This is a genomic window from Sinorhizobium chiapasense, from assembly GCF_045277575.1.
GTDB classification, from domain to species: domain Bacteria; phylum Pseudomonadota; class Alphaproteobacteria; order Rhizobiales; family Rhizobiaceae; genus Ensifer; species Ensifer chiapasense_A.
In genome coordinates, this window is record NZ_CP144205.1 from 1,974,871 (window position 1) to 1,992,408 (window position 17,538).

The 17,538-nt window shown below is 62.9% G+C and carries 13 protein-coding genes and 2 pseudogenes; 8 read left to right on the forward strand and 7 right to left on the reverse strand.

Annotated features, from left to right (window positions below; genetic code table 11):
* Positions 1-276: 276 nt before the first annotated feature.
* Both QM996_RS09655 and QM996_RS09660 read right to left on the reverse strand, forming a co-directional pair.
* A complete protein-coding gene (locus QM996_RS09655; protein ID WP_500267280.1) occupies positions 277-1,749 on the reverse strand; it encodes a nucleobase:cation symporter-2 family protein in 1,473 nt (490 codons plus the stop codon).
* A 260-nt stretch (positions 1,750-2,009) separates the two neighbouring features.
* Positions 2,010-2,648 carry a glutathione S-transferase family protein gene (locus QM996_RS09660; protein WP_500267281.1) on the reverse strand — a complete coding sequence of 213 codons (639 nt, stop codon included), beginning with the start codon at positions 2,646-2,648 and terminating at the stop codon, positions 2,010-2,012.
* A 298-nt stretch (positions 2,649-2,946) separates the two neighbouring features.
* Between QM996_RS09660 and QM996_RS09665 the strand changes: the two genes are divergently transcribed.
* Entirely contained in the window at positions 2,947-3,960 is a 1,014-nt protein-coding gene (locus tag QM996_RS09665; protein WP_500267282.1) for an aldo/keto reductase, read from the forward strand.
* Positions 3,961-4,044: 84 nt separating this feature from the next.
* On the opposite strand, the gene QM996_RS09670 is transcribed toward QM996_RS09665, so the two are convergent.
* Complete coding sequence (locus QM996_RS09670) at positions 4,045-4,986, reverse strand: HlyD family secretion protein (RefSeq protein WP_500267283.1); 942 nt, start codon at positions 4,984-4,986, stop codon at positions 4,045-4,047.
* Complete coding sequence (locus QM996_RS09675) at positions 4,983-5,255, reverse strand: DUF3302 domain-containing protein (RefSeq protein ID WP_500267284.1); 273 nt, start codon at positions 5,253-5,255, stop codon at positions 4,983-4,985. Before QM996_RS09675 ends, QM996_RS09670 begins: the two co-directional genes overlap by 4 nt.
* Before the next feature lie 281 nt (positions 5,256-5,536).
* Here QM996_RS09675 and QM996_RS09680 point away from each other — a divergent pair, with 281 nt between their 5' ends.
* The 3 genes from QM996_RS09680 to QM996_RS09690 all read left to right on the forward strand — a co-directional run bounded on the left by QM996_RS09680 (position 5,537) and on the right by QM996_RS09690 (position 9,413).
* Positions 5,537-7,477, forward strand: coding sequence for a DUF3604 domain-containing protein (locus QM996_RS09680; protein ID WP_500267285.1), 1,941 nt, complete (start codon positions 5,537-5,539; stop codon positions 7,475-7,477).
* A gap of 92 nt (positions 7,478-7,569) precedes the next feature.
* On the forward strand, positions 7,570-8,421 hold the full coding sequence (locus tag QM996_RS09685) for a peptidyl-prolyl cis-trans isomerase (protein WP_500267286.1): 852 nt from the start codon (positions 7,570-7,572) through the stop codon (positions 8,419-8,421).
* Positions 8,418-9,413 (forward strand): HupE/UreJ family protein, encoded by a 996-nt coding sequence (locus QM996_RS09690; protein WP_500267287.1) that lies wholly within the window; start codon positions 8,418-8,420, stop codon positions 9,411-9,413. Before QM996_RS09685 ends, QM996_RS09690 begins: the two co-directional genes overlap by 4 nt.
* Here QM996_RS09690 and QM996_RS09695 read toward each other — a convergent pair.
* Positions 9,412-9,593 (reverse strand): annotated as a pseudogene (locus QM996_RS09695) (chromate transporter); the annotation flags it as partial. The gene QM996_RS09690 and the pseudogene QM996_RS09695 sit on opposite strands and share 2 nt — an antisense overlap.
* A gap of 212 nt (positions 9,594-9,805) precedes the next feature.
* Between QM996_RS09695 and QM996_RS09700 the strand changes: the two are divergent.
* The gene (locus QM996_RS09700; RefSeq protein WP_500267288.1) at positions 9,806-10,138 is read left to right on the forward strand and encodes a GYD domain-containing protein; all 333 of its coding nucleotides are present in this window, start codon (positions 9,806-9,808) and stop codon (positions 10,136-10,138) included.
* Positions 10,139-10,206: 68 nt separating this feature from the next.
* Positions 10,207-10,356 (forward strand): annotated as a pseudogene (locus tag QM996_RS09705) (DUF2277 family protein); the annotation flags it as partial.
* A 262-nt stretch (positions 10,357-10,618) separates the two neighbouring features.
* Here the strand turns inward: QM996_RS09705 and QM996_RS09710 are convergent.
* Both QM996_RS09710 and QM996_RS09715 read right to left on the reverse strand, forming a co-directional pair.
* Positions 10,619-12,517 carry a YwqG family protein gene (locus tag QM996_RS09710; protein WP_500267289.1) on the reverse strand — a complete coding sequence of 633 codons (1,899 nt, stop codon included), beginning with the start codon at positions 12,515-12,517 and terminating at the stop codon, positions 10,619-10,621.
* A 394-nt stretch (positions 12,518-12,911) separates the two neighbouring features.
* On the reverse strand, positions 12,912-14,870 hold the full coding sequence (locus QM996_RS09715; RefSeq protein WP_500267290.1) for an elongation factor G: 1,959 nt from the start codon (positions 14,868-14,870) through the stop codon (positions 12,912-12,914).
* A gap of 380 nt (positions 14,871-15,250) precedes the next feature.
* Here QM996_RS09715 and QM996_RS09720 point away from each other — a divergent pair, with 380 nt between their 5' ends.
* Together QM996_RS09720 and QM996_RS09725 are read left to right on the forward strand one after the other, a co-directional pair.
* Positions 15,251-15,931, forward strand: a complete 681-nt coding sequence (locus QM996_RS09720) for a glutathione S-transferase family protein (RefSeq protein ID WP_500267291.1) — start codon at positions 15,251-15,253, stop codon at positions 15,929-15,931.
* A 548-nt stretch (positions 15,932-16,479) separates the two neighbouring features.
* Positions 16,480-17,529 (forward strand): aldo/keto reductase, encoded by a 1,050-nt coding sequence (locus QM996_RS09725; protein WP_500267292.1) that lies wholly within the window; start codon positions 16,480-16,482, stop codon positions 17,527-17,529.
* The last annotated feature ends 9 nt before the right edge of the window (positions 17,530-17,538 follow it).

The following is a 17,538-nucleotide window of genomic DNA, read 5'->3' on the forward strand; positions in this document are numbered from 1 at the left end:
GGGTCTCAGAGCAATCCCAGGAAAAGTGCGAAGCGGTTTTCCGTCCGGGATTGCGGGTTTCAAAACAATCCCAGGAAAAGTGCGAAGCGGTTTTCCGTCCGGGATTGCGGGTCTCAGAGCAATCCCAGGAAAAGTGCGAAGCGGTTTTCCGTCCGGGATTGCGTATTTCAAAAGCAATTCCAGGAAAAGTGCGAAGCGGTTTTCCTGGGGATTGCGAGGTTCAAAGCAATCCCGGTTTTGTGGTCCGGGATTGCGTGTTCCAAAGATCGAGCCGGCTCAATGCGCCTCCGCCGCAACCAGCGGCACCTCGATGCCCTTGGCATCGTAGAGCTTGCCGTTAAGGAAGTAGTCGCCATCGTGCAGGCGGGCGATGTCCTGGTAGCGGATCGTCCGCTCTGTTGCCGCGACGAAGACCGACTGTTGATCGGAATTGCCTGCCGTGAGGTGGTTGAACAGCAGGTTGAGCAGGATCGCCATCACGGCGGCCGACGAGATGCCCGAATGGAAGATCGTCGCGACCCAGGTCGGGAAATGCTCGTAGAAGCCGGGCGCTGCGATCGGGATCATGCCGAAGCCGATCGAGGTGGCGACGATCACCAGGTTCATGTTGTTATTGTACTCGACCTTGGAAAGCGTGCGGATGCCGCTGGCCGCGACCGTGCCGAAGAGCACCAGGCCGGCGCCGCCGAGGACGGAGGTCGGAACGGAAGCAACGACGCGCCCCATGATCGGCAGGAGGCCGAGCGTCACCAGGAACAGGCCGCCCGTTGCCACCACATAGCGGCTCTTGACGCCGGTGACCGCCACCAGGCCGACATTCTGGGCAAAGGCGCTCTGGGTGAAGGAGCCGACGATCGGTGCCAGGATGCTCGACAGCATGTCGGCGCGAAGCCCGTCGCCGAGCCGGCGCGAATCCACCTTGGTCTCGACGATCTCACCGACGGCGAGAATGTCGGCCGAGGTTTCGACCAGCGTCACCATGATGACGATCAGCATGGAGATGATCGCGGCAAGCTCGAAGGTCGGATAGCCGAAATGGAAGATCTTCGGCAGCGCGAAGACCGGGCCATTCGCAACCTGCGAAAAATCGGTCATGCCGGCGATATAGGCGATGCCGGTGCCGATCACGATCGACAGCAGGATCGAAAGCCTGGAGATCGCGGCATTGCCGAGCTTGCTGAGCAGCAAAACGATGATCAGCGTCACCGCCGCAAGCTGGATATTGGCGGTGCTGCCGAAGTTCGGCGCCGCCTTGTTGCCGCCCATGGCCCAGAAAGCTGCCACCGGCATCAGCGTGAGGCCGATGGTGGTGATGACGATGCCGGTCACCAGCGGCGGAAAGAAGCGCGTGACGCGCGAAAATACCGGCGTGATCAGGAGGCCGATCAGCGAGGCGGCGATGACGGCGCCAAGGATCGCCGGAATGCCGCCATTGCCGGATATCGCGATCATCGTCGCCACACCCGAGAACGAAACGCCCTGCACCAGCGGCAGGCGGCTGCCGAAGAACGGCAGGCCGATCGTCTGCAGGATGGTCGCGAGACCGCCGGCAAAGAGCGAGGCGGTGACGAGCAGGCCGACATCGCTGGAATTAAGCCCGGCCGCCTGGCCGAGGATCAGGGGAACGGCGACGATGCCGCCATACATGGTCAAGACGTGCTGCAGGCCATAGGCCAGATTGGCGCCGATGCTCAGCCGTTCGTCTTCGGGATTCTCCGGTAGTGCGTTTTCCTCTGCAATGCTTGCCAAGGGTATCTCCTCCATACCTTTGTGATTGCCCCGTCTCCCGCGGGACAACCAAAAGGGTACTGAAGGACGGCAAATCCCGCTTTCCTAAAAAAAGCGAAACACCTTTCGGGATTCGACCGGGAATGGGTGCGGCCGCCATCTGGCCCTTGCGACCCTCCGCAAACGCCGGCCGGACCGCCGATTGCAGCGCGTGACGGGACGCGGCTGGCGCCCGATGCGCGCCATCATGCAACAGGGCGCGACGATGCGCAAACGCCCGTTCAGCTCGGTATCGGTGGCAGTTCCGGTGCTGCCAGCCCGCGGAACGGATCGCGCCAGGCCCCGATCTCGTCGAGTTGCCCGGCCCAGCGCGTGAGCGCCGGATAGTCGCCGATCGGCAGCCGCGCGGCATCATTGAAAGGCAGGAACGTCCCCATGCGGAAATCGGCAAAGGACACCGTGTCGCCGACCAGCCAGGCGCGACCGGAGAGTTCCGCCTCGAGGATCCCGGCCGCCTTGTGAAAGGCCTTGAGCCCCTCCTCCACCATCGCTTCGTCGCACGGGCCGATGCCGTAGCGCAGCTTGGTGCCCCGCTCCCAATGCACCATGTCGCATGCTCTGACGAAGTTCTCCTTGCCCCAGCTCACCCAGCGGATCATCTCCGGTTCGTCGTCATCCCTGCGCCAGAAGTTGGAGCCGGTATGCCGGGAAAGATAACAGGCAATCGCATCCGTCTCCCAGAGCGGCCGGCCGGGACGCTCCAGGATTGGCAGAAGCAGATTGGGATTGAGCGCCCGATAGCGCGCGGCCTGCCCCGGCGCCAGCGGCTCGGCAAATTCAAAGGCAACCTCCGCCTTCAGAAACCGTGCGACGGAAACCGCCAGGCGCGGATTGGGGTTGCGGCTGAAATAAAGCTTCATGCGACATCGCTCCCTGGTTACACTCCATGAAGACGAACGAAGGCGGCGTTTGCCGACACCCGGAAACAAGCGAAATCGGCGATCGGCGGCGAATGCTCACAACCGACGATCAAAAGCCGACGGTGCGGTTTCCAACCAATCATCTGTGAATTCGTTTCTCAAATCCTGCGAAGTCTGCCTGCCTACCGCCGATCCGCAGCTCGACCTATTTCTTTGCCCGACAGCGATACCCCTCACCGATCGCAGTACCGCACATCAGACCCGTACGACCTGCCATTGCACAGGAAAGGACAGGACAATGACACTCAAGGATATTCTGCCCGGAAAGCTTGGTTTCGGAGCCGCGCCGCTCGGCAACATGTTCCGTGAAATCCCCGAAAAAGAGGCCCTTGCGACCGTCGAAGCTGCCTGGAACGACGGCATCCGCTATTTCGACAACGCCCCCTTCTACGGCGCCGGCCTTGCCGAGATCCGCATGGGCGAGGCGCTCGCCGGACGCCCGCGCGCCGAATACGTCATCAGCACCAAGGTGGGCCGGGTAATCCTCGACGAGATCGAGGATGTCAGCGCCCGCGACCTTGGCGAAAAAGGCGATGTCTTCCGCTATGGCCGCCCCAACAAGATCGTCAACGATTATTCCCATGACGCGACCCTGCGGTCGATCGAGGACAGTCTGAAGCGCCTGAAAACCGACCGGATCGAGATCGCCTTCGTCCACGACGTTGCCCAGGATTTCTATGGCGACGAATGGCTCGATGTCTTCGAGAACGCACGCAAGGGCGCCTTTAGGGCGCTCGACGGCTTACGCGACGAGGGCGTGATCAAGGCCTGGGGTCTCGGCGTCAACCGGGTGGAGCCGATCGAATTGCTTCTGGCGCTCGAAGGCCCACGTCCCGACGGCTTCCTGCTTGCCGGCCGCTACACCCTGCTCGACCATGACCGCGCGCTCCAGCGCGTCATGCCTGAGGTGACGAAACGTGGCCTCGGCATCGTCGTCGGCGGTCCCTACAGTTCCGGCGCGCTCGTCGGCGGACCGAACTTCGAATATGCCCCGGCCACACCGGCAATCCTCGACAAGGTCGCGCGCATCAAGGCGATCGCCGACCGTTACGGCATCAGCATGAAGGCGGCCGGCCTGCAATTCTCGCTCGCCAATCCCGCGGTCGCCGCCGTTATCCCTGGCGCCAGCCAGCCGAGCCGCATCGCCGAGGACCGCGCCGCCTTGAACGAGGCCGTGCCGGCCGACTTCTGGCGGGACTTGAGGGCCGCCGGTCTCGTCAACCCCGAGGCACCGCTGCCGATCGCCGGCTGAGCGCTCACCTCCGCCTCCCCGCCCTTCACCCTGCGGGCGGGGCAGCCGGCCGCACCGTGCCGCCCGCCCGCGGAAGACAAAGGGTCAGAACGGATTGACGTAGTTGGTGATCGCGATCTGGCGCAATAGCACCCGGCGGATCACATGCGCCGCCTTCACCCGGTCGGTGAAGATGGCCGCATCCCCGGTCGCGCCGGCCGGCAGCCTTGCGGCGAAGGCCTGATCGTCAAGTTTCACCCGCACGACGAACGGCGCGGCCGAGACCGCCTCCGGCGTCACCGCCGTACCGGAGACGCGGGCCTGCCCGGAGGCGATCGCCTGCAGCACGCTTTCGACCTTGCCGGTATAGGTTTCGCCGGGCGCAAACTTGAAGGTCGCCTCCACCATCTGGCCGGGCTGAATGTAGCGCGCGTCGATCTGGTTGATCTCGACGCCGATGATCGTTTCGGACGTGTCGATGAAGGCCATGGCCGGCGACAGCGGCAGGGTCGCGACGCGCGCCCCCTTCCGGAGTGCAAGGTTGGTCACGTAACCATCAGCCGGCGCCCGAACGGTCGTCTTGTCGAGCTCCCATTCGGCGTTGGTGATCTGCGCTTTCAGATTGTCAACATCCGCCTGCCGCTGCTGGACATCGAACTCGGTCGCGGCATCGCGCGACTGCAGCCGCGTCATCTGCGAAAGCCGAAGTTCCTCCAGCGAGAGCTGCGCCTGCAGCGCGTCAACCTTGGCTTTGTAAGGCACGGGGTCGATGCGGAAGAGCACGTCGCCGGCCTTGAGTGGGCTGTTGGAGACGACCGGCACTTCCACCACCTCGCCGGCGACATCGGGCACGATCGCCACGGAATTGCGCACCACCAGCGCCTTGCCCTGCGGCGCCCCCCAGTTCATCGGAATGAACAGGCCGACGAGGAGCAGCAGGAACACGATCGCCGGTGAGATCTTCCAGAAAAGGTTGAAGGTGACGATCCTGAGCTTCACCAGCAGGAAGAGGATCGCCAGATAGACGTTGAAGAGGAAGACGATCATGGCTGACCCGCCTCGATTGGACGGGCCTCGGCTGGATGCGCCGTGTTCGGCCGCGGCACGTCGACATAGGCCCAGACAAGCGCGATCGGCCACAGCGCAAAACCGAGGAACAGCGTCACCCAACCGGCGACATTGACGGCCTCGGCTGAGGGGTGGTTGCGTCGCCTGGCGATCGACCCCGGCAGCATGGCGAGAAAGATGAGAACCGCGACCGTGCTCACCACGAGCACGATCAGCACGATCCAGGCGAAAAGATCGATGAAGCTCATGACGTTCCGCTCCCCTTCATGACAGGGACGCTAGACCCGGACTTCGAGCGTACGGAAGTACGTAACGGTTACCATCGTGCCCAGGCACGCGAGCAACGAGCAACAGCGTGCTTTAGCGGACCTTTGTCCGCCTTTCCGGCTGCTCTGATCCGGAGGCTACGCCGACTAATCACTTTGGTCATATTGATGAATGTCAAGGAAATCGCGGCTGCCCCGTGCGATTGTTTGCGCGCAGCAGTCAGACTTTCGCGAAGCGGCCGTGCCGCACGGAGGGGAATGCGATGAGAAACAAGTCTGCGAAATTCCTTCTTGCAAGCATTCTGAGCCTCGGTCCGGCGCTTTCGGCAGCCGCGCAGGACCACGGCGATACCGGCACGCTGGACGCCGCCAAGGCCGAAAGGGCCTTTGCCGCCAAGCCGCTCTATTCGCCCTATGCGGGTCGCAATTTTCCGACCCGTCCGCTGTTCGGCGACACGCATCTTCACACCGGAGCCTCGTTCGACGCCGGAGCCTTTGGCGCGCGACTGACACCGCGCGATGCCTATCGCTTTGCCCGCGGCGAAGAGGTCATGGCGTCGAGCGGCCAGCCCGCCAAGCTGGCGCGCCCGCTCGACTTCCTGGTGGTCGCCGACCATTCCGACAATATGGGCATGTTCCCCGATCTCTTTGCCGGCAAGCCGGACGTCATCGCCGACCCGCAGGCCAAGACCTGGTACGAGATGATCAAATCGGGCCAGGGTGGGAAGGCGGCGCTGGAAATCATTGTCGGCTTCAGCAAGGGTACCTTGCCGCAGTCGATGATCTACGGACCCGACACCCGCCCCTACAAGAATGCCTGGCAGGACACGATCAAGGCGGCCGAGGAATATAACGAGCCCGGTCGCTTCACCGCCTTCATCGGCTATGAATGGACATCGAACACGGCGGGCAATAACCTGCACCGCAACGTCATCTTCCGCGACAATGCCGACAAGGCGAGCGAGGTGGTGCCCTATACGACGCTGAAGCCGCTCGGCAGCGACAATCCCCGCGACCTGTGGAAGTGGATGCAGGCCTACGAGGACAAGACCGGCGGCAGTGTGCTGGCGATCGCCCACAACGGCAACCTGTCCAACGGGCGCATGTTCCCGATGATCGAATCCTTCACCGGCAAACCGGTCGACAAGGACTATGTCGAGCAACGGGCCCGCTGGGAACGGCTCTATGAGACGACCCAGACCAAGGGCACCGGCGAGGCGCACCCGGCGCTTTCGCCCAATGACGAGTTCGCGAACTTCGAGATCTGGGACTTCGGCAACCTCGATGCCAGCGAGCGCAAGACACCTGACATGCTCGAATTCGAATATGCCCGCTCAGCCTTCAAGAACGGCCTCAAGCTCGAGGCGCAACTCGGCACCAACCCCTACAAGTTCGGGCTGGTGGGAAGCTCGGACTCCCATACCGGCCTGACGGCCATGGAGGAAGACAACTTCTTCGGCAAGACCACCCCGCAGGAGCCGAGCCCGGAACGGCTGACGGCGACCTTCATCAAGGACCCCAAGACCAACATCACCGTGATGGACTGGGAGGTCGGCGCGGCAGGTTACGCGGCCGTCTGGGCCGAAGAGAATACCCGCGAATCCCTCTGGGATGCCATGCAGCGCAAGGAGACCTATGCGACGACCGGGCCGCGCATGCTGGTGCGCTTCTTCGGCGGCTGGGACTTCGGGCCGGCCGATGCCGAAAACCGCAACCCCGGCGCCATCGGCTATGCCAAGGGAGTGCCGATGGGCGGCGACCTGACGGCGGCACCCGAGGGCAAGTCCCCGACATTCCTCGTTGCCGCGCTCAGGGATCCGATCGGCGCCAATCTCGACCGCTACCAGATCGTCAAGGGTTGGCTCGACGACAAGGGCGAGACGCACGAACAGGTCTATGATGTCGCCTGGGGCGGAGACCGCAAGCCGGGCCCGGACGGTAAGGTGCCATCGGTCGGTGATACGGTCGATGTCGCGAATGCCACATGGACCAACACCATCGGTGCGCCGGAACTGATCGCGGTCTGGAAGGATCCTGAGTTCGATCCGAAGCAGAAGGCCTTCTATTATGGTCGCGTCCTTGAAATCCCGACGCCGCGGTGGACGGCCTATGACGCCAAGCGTTTCGGCACGAAGCCACTGGAAAGCACGCGCATGACCATAACCGAGCGCGCCTACACCTCGCCCATCTGGTACACGCCATAACACGCCATAATCCCGGAGATGGATGACGGCATGCAGGCGGACGCGCGAGCACCGTGCGCCCGCCGCCATCCGTCGAGCGAGCGGAGACGGCCATGCTGAAACGCATTTTACGAGAGCCGCTGGTCCATTTCCTGGCGCTGGCACTCCTTATTTTCGCCGCCCACGGCCTTCTGCGCGGCGGTGCGGATGCGCCGGAAAAAATCGTCGTCAGTGCGTCGAAGATCGAGCAGATGGCCACGGTCTTCACCAAGACCTGGCAGCGCTCGCCGACGGCGGACGAGCTGAAAGGCATGATCGACGATTATGTGAAGGAGGAAATTCTGGTGCGCCAGGCGCTCGAACTCGGGCTCGACCGGGACGACACGGTCGTGCGCCGCCGCCTGCGCCAGAAGATGGAGTTCCTGAACGCCGCCGACGCCGCCCCGCTGACGGTCACCGATCCGGAACTGGAAGCCTATCTCGCGGCCAATCCGTCAACCTTCGCCACCGATGCGACGCTGGCATTCGAACAGGTCTTCCTCAATCCTGCGCGGCACGGTGACACGATCGCTGCGGACGCCGCCGCCTTGCTCGCGGAGCTCCGCAGCAACGATACGGCCGACCCCGCTGCGCTTGGTGATGCCTCCCTGCTTCCCGCGGCAGTCCAGCTCACGAGCAAGGCGGCGATCGACCAGATCTTTGGCGGCGCGCTTGCGGACGGGCTCGAAAAGGCGCCGCTCGGCCAGTGGACGGGGCCGATCGCCAGCAGCTTCGGCCTCCATCTGGTCCGGGTGTCGGAGCACACACCGGGCCGGGTGCCGCAACTCGCGGATATCCGCGACGAGGTGGCGAGGGAGTGGGAAAACGCGAGACGCAGCGAACTCGAGCAGCAACGCTTCGGCGAATTGCTGGCGCGCTATGAGGTCAGTGTCGAAGCCCCCACGGTCGCGGGAGACAACCCTTGAGACCGCTTGGTGCCCTTCTCGCCCTGCCTCTCCTCCTGCTCCTCGGCGCCTCGGCCGTGGCTCATGAGGTTCGTCCGGCCTATCTCGACATACGCGAAACGGCGCCCGACGCCTTCGCCGTTCTCTGGAAGGTGCCGGCACAGGGCAGGATGCGTCTGGCACTCGACGCGCATCTGCCGAAACAATGCGTCGAAAGGGCCACGCCGACACGGTCCTTCGAAGGCAGCGCCTATCTGGAGCGCTGGACCGTCGACTGCGCGGGGGGATTGCGCAATGGCGAGATCATCATCGACGGGCTCAAGGCGACGCTGACCGAAGCGCTGGTGCGCATCGAATACGAGAATGGCGGCACCGAGGTCGGGCGCCTCATGCCCGAGGCGCCCTCCTTCACGGCGGCCGGCGCGCAGACCAGCCTCGAAGTTGCCCGGACCTATTTCCTGCTCGGCGTCGAGCACATCCTGCTCGGCTTCGATCACCTGATCTTCGTGCTCGCGCTGATGCTGCTCATCCATGACCGCCTTATGCTGTTCAAGACGATCACCGCCTTCACCGTCGCCCACAGCATCACGCTCGCCGGCGCATCGCTCGGCTATTTCAGCCTTCCCCAAAAGCCGATCGAAGCGACGATCGCCCTCAGCATTGCCTTCGTCGCAAGCGAACTGCTCAAGGCCAAACCGAACGAGACGCGCCTCTCCGAGACCTATCCCTGGATTGTTGCCTTCGCCTTCGGCCTGCTGCACGGCTTCGGCTTCTCCGGCGCCCTGAAGGAGATCGGCTTGCCGCAATCGGATGTACCGCTCAGCCTCTTGACCTTCAACCTCGGCGTCGAGGCAGGGCAGCTCATCTTCGTTGCCGCGGCTCTGGCAATTGCCGGGGCGGCGCGCGCAATCGTCAGTTTCCGCCCTGCCCTTGCGCGCCGGGTAATTGCCTACGGGATCGGCACCAGCGCGATGCTTTGGCTCATCCCCAGGATCGCCAACCTTGGCGCGTGACGCGAGCGTTCGCGCCACACATGGCGGCCTGAGCCATCGGGCGCTTCCGTAGGTTGCCCCAGAAACGGCAACGCGCCCAAGAGCAGCAAGAATCCAGGCAGAAAGATCGCGACTAAGCAGATCGCCGCGCCAAGCAGGCCATCGGGGGCAGGCCCCCATGACAGCGCCGAGATAGGCGGCGACCAATCTACAGCGCCGCGCGTCTTATCAGGCGCGCAAAGGTCGCTGTAGCACTTTGAGCTGCTGCATGTTTTTGTCCTTAAATCGGCTAGGATTCAAGGAAACACGCAGTAGCGCTCTGCGGTCCGACGCTCGTCTAACACCACGTTTTTTGAGATAGTGAGTATTCGGCAGATCACCTGATCTGCCCAATTATCGAGGGAGGATGTGCTATGCCACTGTTCGTAACCACAGGGTGCTATACAGCCACGTCAGCGAAGGGAATGGTTGACAATCCATCGAACCGAGAAATGGCGGCCCGTGACATCATGGAAGCAGCGGGCGGGAAACTGCATTCTTTCTACGTCACGACCGGCGAAACCGACTGGATGGCAATCACGGAATTCGACGATGGTGCTGACCTGATCCCCGCACTTCTCGTCGTTGGCGCATCGGGAGCGGTATCGAATGTCAAAACCGTGCGAGCCTTCACGGGCGCGGAATTCAAGGCTGCGCAAGAGAAGGCCGGCAAAATCGCATCTTCCTACAAGCCACCGGCAAAATAAGCAGGCCACCGGTTGAAACATGGCTGGCAGCGGATCGAACCTCCGCTGCCAGAAACGACGTGTTGGCGCGCAATGAGGCCGTGAACGAGCGCGCGGTCGGTTCGATCGCGGCATGCGTCCGCGAGTTGCTCGATTCGCTGGAAATTTCTCAACCTCCTCGCAATCGCGAGGAAGTAGCGGCAAAGGCGCGCGTGAGAACAGCGATCCGATTCGCGTAAGAGAGTCCGTCACGCACAGGAGATCTCAGTCAGGTCTCAATTTGGCAGGTCTCAATTTGGCGCGCTTCAGCGTTGGGCCATCGTCTGCCGTCGGCCCGAAGCTGCCCTTCACCGATGGCGGCGGGAATCTCCGGTGCTGGGCCAAGGCGGACTGCGGACTCCGAGAAGGCGGTCGCGAAAAGCCGACCTCTGAGAACCGATTTGTGCGACATATATTCACCGGCGGTTTAGATGGTCCTTAGCGAACGACAACAGGCGGCGCTCAACCGCTTACGATGGCGCGAATGTTCTCGAAGCTGGCTTGTGCCAGTTCATGGCGCGGAACGATCAGTGTCAGGTGATTACCCCAGCGCCAGTTGAAAATGGCATCCGGGAATAGCTGCAGGAGAACTGCGTTGTCCCTGTCAAAGGGTGGATCAATGATGTATTCGGGCGCCATCAAGGCGTTCTCCTTGAGAAATCGCTTCCGATCGCGGGCATCGTAATACATTGGCGCATTGAAGTATTTCAGGGAATGCCATTCCCATCGGGGCACCCCTCCCATTCCGTCATGGCGATCGAGCGCAGCCGACGACCAGATGGGTTCAAAATGGGCTCGAACCGGCTCAGGGAGCTTGAGCGGATCGGCGCAGTAAAGAAACCGGGCGTGGAATTTCCGATGGATTTCCAGGTCTATCGACCACCGATCGAAGCTGCCGGACGTGTCGATCAAGCTCCGCATTCGAACCTCGTAATCCTGCCTTGCCGATCTTCCCTTGGATATTTCAACAAACTCGAAATCCATGACGACGATGCCGGCGACAAGAGCCCGCGCCTCATAGGCCGAAGATTCCAGGGAGGTGTTCGCGTTCCACAATCGCACTGCCAGCGCATGCAGCTCTTTATGTGCGCTCTTTGCGGCGGCTGCGTAGCGTTGGGCCTGATCAAGTGTCTTTTCCGCGTACTCCAGACACGCGCTTTGAAATGCGAGTGCTTGTGCCGTCATGTTGCTGCGGCTGTTCAGCAGGTGAACACGGTTAGAGGCCGCATTGTCCAGCTTCTTGGCGACGCGACTGATCTTGTATGAAATTGCGAAAACTTTTCGGCATAGGTCTTCAAGATTCGTAGCCTGCTCCAGTTCGAAGCGTTGCTCGCTGTAGGATTCGCCAAACACCCTCGAAACGGCAAAGACGACATGAAGCTCTTCGACATCGGCGAATTCGATGGCTGCCAGTTCGTCTGACAGGCCCTGCCAATCAGCCGGGGAAAGAAGTTCAGGATGGCGTTCGGCCGGATGGGCGGCAATGACTGCTTCGAGCCGCGTGCGGGCAGCGCTGTTCAGCGCGCGCGTTGCAGCGACTTCATCAAGGCGGTGCTTGGCCACGGTATATTCGAATTGGAATTGGTCGGCATCGCTTATGTCCGTCGTAGCGCCGGCTTGACAGGCCTCGAATGCGGCGATCTGCTTGTGAAATTTCTGCAGAAGGTCATCATTGCGCTGCTCGACTTTGTCGAGCCGATTGCGTAAGGCCTCGAAGAGTAGTGCCACTCCGTCCCCCGTCAGCGGGTTTCCCGCCGCCCCGCCCGGCCAGCGACATAGAGAAGGTGCCGGACGGCCTTGATCGTCCCAACCTCCCGTGCCAACGAACCGTTTGTAGCGTTCTTCCGCTTCCGTTTCGTGCTCGTAGATAGTGATCGGCCATCGCGGCAGCATGACGGGGGCATTGCCCGAGAGGTTTTTAGGGTAGTTTGTGAGCCATTCGACCTCACCGATAAAGCGCTGTGGCTGTTCGGGGCCGAGTTCCAATGTGTGCAGCACCCGAACCGGAAAGGATTGCCCGTAATAATCGGGCTCGATGTACGACGTGTGCCCGATGAAGAACAGCAGCCATCCCTCCCGCGGGCCCACACCGCCCCATAACCTCGCGGGAAACGCACGGCAGTCCAGTTGCGCCACGAAAATCAGCGGCTCGCCGTCCGGTCCGACCGGCCATGAGAAATAGGAGGGCATCCTCGGCTCTCCCCCGTACCAACCATGTCCTGCTTCTCCCCGGACCACGGGAACCTGCTTGGCGATACGCGCGTCGGTACGGAACTGTTCGAGTTTGAAAAACTTCTCATCGCCATAGGCGAGCGCGCCGGCTTCGGAAGAGGGTGGCTGTCGGCGGAATGGATTTCTCATGGCAGCTCCAGCCCTTTCGATGGGAATGACGGGACACTACCATAGAACGGTAAATATCTTGAAAATCTTCTATCGGAGGTAGAGGCGACTTGGCTCGCCGTCCTGTCGGGAGAGGCTCACGGGTGGTTGCGTGCGATTCAACAGGGAGACCGCCGAGCACAAAGATTTGCGTTTCCCGCAAGGTCCCCGATTAAAGCGACAGGTCTGCATCCGACATTTTTGCGACGTCGCGAATTGGGAATTCTTGCATTACCGCAATGGCCGCTCATGGCGCAAAGCTGCCGTTGCGATGGTTAGCGACATTTCCACTTGATGCCGGTGGGGACGCAGAAGCTGCCCATGCAGACGGGGGTCGCCGGCAATTGCCACGCAACCCGCCTGCGTTAACCGCCCCTCACCCCGCGTGCTGCGCCCCATGCGCGTGGATCACCGCATCGGCCTCCTTGCCGTAGAGCTCCTCGAAATGGTCGAAGCTCTTGGAGAAATAGCCGATCCCTTGCGTCGCCGCGCGCAGCGCCCGGGCGAGATCGTCGAGCGCCGATCCCGGCACCAGTGCGCGGAAGATGTCCCAGCCCTTGGCGGTCTCGTCCCGGTCGAAACCGAGCACCTGGCCCTTGTAGGTGGAGACGATCGGCACCAGGCTGCCGGAATAGATCGAGGGGATGTGGATCTCGATGCGGATGACCGGCTGCATCAGCACGGCAGACGCCTGCGACAGCGCCTGGCGCACGCCCATCTTCGCCGCCGCCCGAAAGGCGAAGTCGTTGCTGTCGACCGAATGGTGCTGGCCGTCGGTCAGCGTCACGCCGACATCGATCACTTGAAAGCCGAGCGGGCCCTTCTCCATCGCTTCGCGCGCACCGGCCTCGATCGCCGGGATGAAGTTGCGCGGCACCGCCCCGCCCTTCACCGTCTCGGCGAAGGAGAAGCCGGTCCCGCGCTCATTCGGATGCACGCTGAGCTTGACGTCGGCAAACTGCCCGGCGCCGCCCGTCTGCTTGCGGTGGCGGTAATGCACGTCGGAAGGTTTCAGCACCGTCTCGCGATAGGTCGGGCTCGGCGGCCTGTCGGTGACGCCGACATGGAAGACCTCGGCGAGCGTCTTGCAGAGATCGCGCAGATGCATCGGCCCCTGCACGCAGACCAGTTGCGCGCCGGTTCCCTCCTCCTGCATGACCACGAGCCCGCGGTCCGTCTCGGCGAGTTTTGCGAGCGTGCCGGAAAGCTTGGTCTCGTCGCGCTCGCTGTCGGGCACCAGGATGCGCTCCAGCATCGGCGTCGGTGGCACGGTCCAATCCGGGGCCTCGGCCGTGTTGTTGCCGGCAAGCAGCGCCGGCACCGGCAGATGCTCGGACTTGACCGCGGCGAAAATCGCGCCCTCCTCCGGCGTGGCGTTTGGCAGCGGCTTGCCGGTCGCCGGGTCCTGCAGCGAGCCGAGGCTGCCGCCGCCGAGAGAGCTGCCCTGCTTGATCCCTGGTGTCAGTGCCCGCACCAGCACGGTCTTGCCGACATTGGCGCGGTGGTAGGCATGGAAGCTGACGGCTGAAAGCGCGCCCTCGGCGATGGAGCCGGCGGCCGCCAGCCGGTTGCGCAGCGCATCGACCTCAGGTGCCTCATGGCGCAGCGCCTTCATCAGCCTCATGATGCCGTTGGCATGGCTGGCGGAACCCACCAGCACCGGGATGATCCGGTTCTCCTTCAGCAGCCGCGTGGAGATCGCGTAGATCGTGTCGTTTGCCGGTGCCCGGTCCTCGATCAGCTCTTCGAGCAGCCAGTCGTCGAATTCGGAGAAATGTTCCAGCAGTTCGGTGCGCGCCTCCTTCTCGCGCTCCATCACCGTATCCGGGATCTCGATCAGCGCCGAGGTCTGCCCTTCGCGGTAGCGCCAGGCGCGCTCGGAGATCAGGTCGCAGGTGCCGACGATCTTGTCGCCCTCGCGGATCGGCACCTGGCGCAGGAGCAGCATGTGGCCGGAATAGTCCTGAAGGGCCGCGATCACGTCGCGCAGCCGCGCCCGCGGCTCGTCCATGCGGTTGATGAAGAGAATGCAGGGCGTGCCGGAGGCCTCGATCACCTTGAGATAGGGGGCGGCCAGCACCGCCTCGTCCGGCGCCGGCGAGACGCAGAGCACGCAGGCATCGCTGGCGATCAGCGCATGCTGCGCGTGGCCGAGCGCCTCGGTTCCGCCGGGTGCATCGAGCGCACACCAGGGTTCGCCGCCAAACTCGAATTCCGTGATATTCAATCCATAGGGTGAAACAGCTTTTCTGGAGGCCCCCTCCAGACCGGCCAGCTTTTCGACCAGCGTGGTTTTTCCGGTCTGTGAGGGCCCAAGTACCGTGAAGCAGCGCATCGGCGATCCTCCCCTGTCGCGATTGCCAACGCATGTCTCCTTAAGTCGGCGTCGATTTAAGGCCAGAGACATGCAGCAGATCAAAGTGCTGCGGCCAACCTTGCCCGTCTGATGAAGACGCGCGTGCCGCAGGGGCGCCGAGCGTTGCGACGCCCTTACTCTACTAATTCTAGGGCAGCTTTCGCGCTTTCAAATGGCCCTGCGCAAATTCGGCACAGTTCCGCTGCCCGACGCATTGACAAGCGACGTCGTCAGGCGCCATATTCTGATTGCAATATTATACCGGTTTAATTTTCATATCAGTATATAGACAACCGAAAGCGTGGCGCTAGTTCTATCGAAGCGCCCTATTGGAATCGTCCGAACCGGAGACCGTCTGCATGTCCCTTACGCTTTACCAGCATCCGCTTGCGTCCTTCTGCCACAAGGTGCTGATTGCGCTCTACGAGAACGAGACCCCCTTCACGAGCAGCCTGGTCGATCTGCTCGACCCCACGGAAGCGGCCCGCTTCGCCGCACTCTGGCCGGTCGGCAAGATGCCGGTTCTGACCGACAGCGCGCGCAACGTCGTGATGCCCGAGACCTCGATCATCATCGAATATCTCGACCGCCACTATCCCGGCCGCCAGCGACTGATCCCCGACGATCGCGACGCGGCGCTGAAGGTGCGCCTCTGGGATCGCTTCTTCGATCTCTATATCCACGTGCCGATGCAGAAGATCGTCACCGACACGCTGCGTGCTTCCGGCGAAAACGACCATCGCGGCGTCAGCGACGCCCGAGCCTCCCTTGCCGTTGCCTATGGCATGGCCGACAAGCATTTCACTGAGAACACCTTCGCCGCCGGCGATGCCTTCAGCCTCGCTGATTGCGCCGCCACGCCTGCTCTCTTCTACGGTGGCATCGTCGAGCCCTTCGACGAGAAATATCCGCATCTCGCAGCCTATTTCGAACGCCTGCTTGAACGCGCCTCCGTGCGCCGCGTGCTCGCCGAAGCCCAGCCCTACTTCCACATGTTCCCCTACAAGAACCTGATGCCGGCGCGGTTTTTCGAGAGGTAGGCGCGGCGGAAAGCCACCGCTCCGTTCGCTGTCGATTACGCTCGCTCCAGGTGACGTCTGCCCCTCACCCTAACCCTCTCCCCGCATGCGGGGAGAGGGAACGAGACCGAGCCGCAACGACACCATCTCAAGTTCCGGAAATTCTGCCGCTATCTAAGTTCAGCAATTCGAGGGTAGATGTGGGATGACCACGTTGGCGCCACGCCTCCCTTCTCCCCGCAGGCGGGGAGAAGGTGCCGGCAGGCGGATGAGGGGCATGCCCCTCACCGCGCGGATGAGGGGCAAAGCCTCCGCCTACTTCACCTGCGCCGGCGGCGTGCCGATCGGAAAGGCGACGGAGACGAGGCCGGCCGTACGCTCCGGCCGGTTCTTGGCGCCGAATTAGCCTCGAGAGCCGCACCACCCGATGGCAAGGCATGACGGCCTTGCACACCTTGCCCGTCCGGCACAGGCTGCTACCTTACGGGCTCAGCCATCTTCGGCTTGATCCACGACGGAGGCTTGTGTCCCCGTTCGCTCCGCCCGAACCAGCAAAAGGACCCGAGACCATGGAATACCGGCTGCTCGGCCGTTCCGGCCTGAAAATCTCTGTTATCACCATGGGCACGATGACGATCGGCGGCCGCGGCAAGTTTGCCGAGGTCGGCAATGTCGGCCTCAAGGAGGCGAGCCGCTATGTCGATCTCTGCCTCGACGCCGGCGTCAACCTGATCGACACCGCCGATATCTATTCGACCGGCCATTGCGAGGAGATCATCGGCGAGGTGCTCGGCGGCAAGCGCAAGAACGGCGTGCTCGTGGCCACCAAGGCACGCTTTTCCATGGGGCCGGGACCGAATGACGGCGGCCTCTCGCGCCAGCACCTGATCGCCGCCTGCGAGGCAAGCCTGAAGCGGCTGAAGACCGACGTCATCGATCTCTACCAGGTGCACGAATGGGACGGCGAAACGCCGCTCGAAGAGACGATGGAGGCGCTCGACAGCCTCGTTCGCAGCGGCAAGGTCCGCTACATCGGCTGCTCCAACTATTCCGGCTGGCACATCATGAAGGCGCTCGGCATCAGCGCGCTCGAAGGCCGGCAGCGCTTCGTCAGCCAGCAGATCCACTACACGCTCGAAGCGCGCGAAGCCGAATACGAACTGATGCCGATCTCGATCGACCAGGGCCTCGGCGTGCTGGTCTGGAGCCCGCTCGCCGGCGGCCTGCTGTCCGGCAAGCACCGGCGAAACGAGACGCCGGAAGGAACCCGCCAGCTCGCCGGCTGGAAGGAGCCGCCGATCCGCGACGAGGAGCGGCTGTGGAAGATCGTCGACATGCTGGTGGCGATTGCAGGCGAACGCGGCGTCTCCCCGGCGCAGGTCGCGCTCGCCTGGCTGATCGGCCGCAAGGGCGTCACGTCAGTCATCATCGGCGGCCGCACCGAGGCCCAGTTCTCGGACAATCTCGCCGCCGCCAACCTGAAGCTCTCCGACGAGGAGCGCGAACTGCTCGACGCCGTCAGCCTGCCGCCGGTGATCTACCCCTATTGGCACCAGCTCTGGACCGCCAAGGATAGGCTCGGCGAGGCGGACCTGTCGCTGCTCGGGCCGCATCTTTAGGGTAGCTTT

Excerpts from the sequence above, each read along its gene's own strand:
- QM996_RS09660 (WP_500267281.1), bottom strand. The coding sequence starts at position 2,648 with ATGAAGCTTTATTTCAGCCGCAACCCCAATCCGCGCCTGGCGGTTTCC.
- QM996_RS09665 (WP_500267282.1), top strand. The coding sequence starts at position 2,947 with ATGACACTCAAGGATATTCTGCCCGGAAAGCTTGGTTTCGGAGCCGCG.
- QM996_RS09670 (WP_500267283.1), bottom strand. The coding sequence starts at position 4,986 with ATGATCGTCTTCCTCTTCAACGTCTATCTGGCGATCCTCTTCCTGCTG.
- QM996_RS09675 (WP_500267284.1), bottom strand. The coding sequence starts at position 5,255 with ATGAGCTTCATCGATCTTTTCGCCTGGATCGTGCTGATCGTGCTCGTG.
- QM996_RS09680 (WP_500267285.1), top strand. The coding sequence starts at position 5,537 with ATGAGAAACAAGTCTGCGAAATTCCTTCTTGCAAGCATTCTGAGCCTC.
- QM996_RS09685 (WP_500267286.1), top strand. The coding sequence starts at position 7,570 with ATGCTGAAACGCATTTTACGAGAGCCGCTGGTCCATTTCCTGGCGCTG.
- QM996_RS09700 (WP_500267288.1), top strand. The coding sequence starts at position 9,806 with ATGCCACTGTTCGTAACCACAGGGTGCTATACAGCCACGTCAGCGAAG.
- QM996_RS09710 (WP_500267289.1), bottom strand. The coding sequence starts at position 12,517 with ATGAGAAATCCATTCCGCCGACAGCCACCCTCTTCCGAAGCCGGCGCG.
- QM996_RS09715 (WP_500267290.1), bottom strand. The coding sequence starts at position 14,870 with ATGCGCTGCTTCACGGTACTTGGGCCCTCACAGACCGGAAAAACCACG.
- QM996_RS09720 (WP_500267291.1), top strand. The coding sequence starts at position 15,251 with ATGTCCCTTACGCTTTACCAGCATCCGCTTGCGTCCTTCTGCCACAAG.
- QM996_RS09725 (WP_500267292.1), top strand. The coding sequence starts at position 16,480 with ATGGAATACCGGCTGCTCGGCCGTTCCGGCCTGAAAATCTCTGTTATC.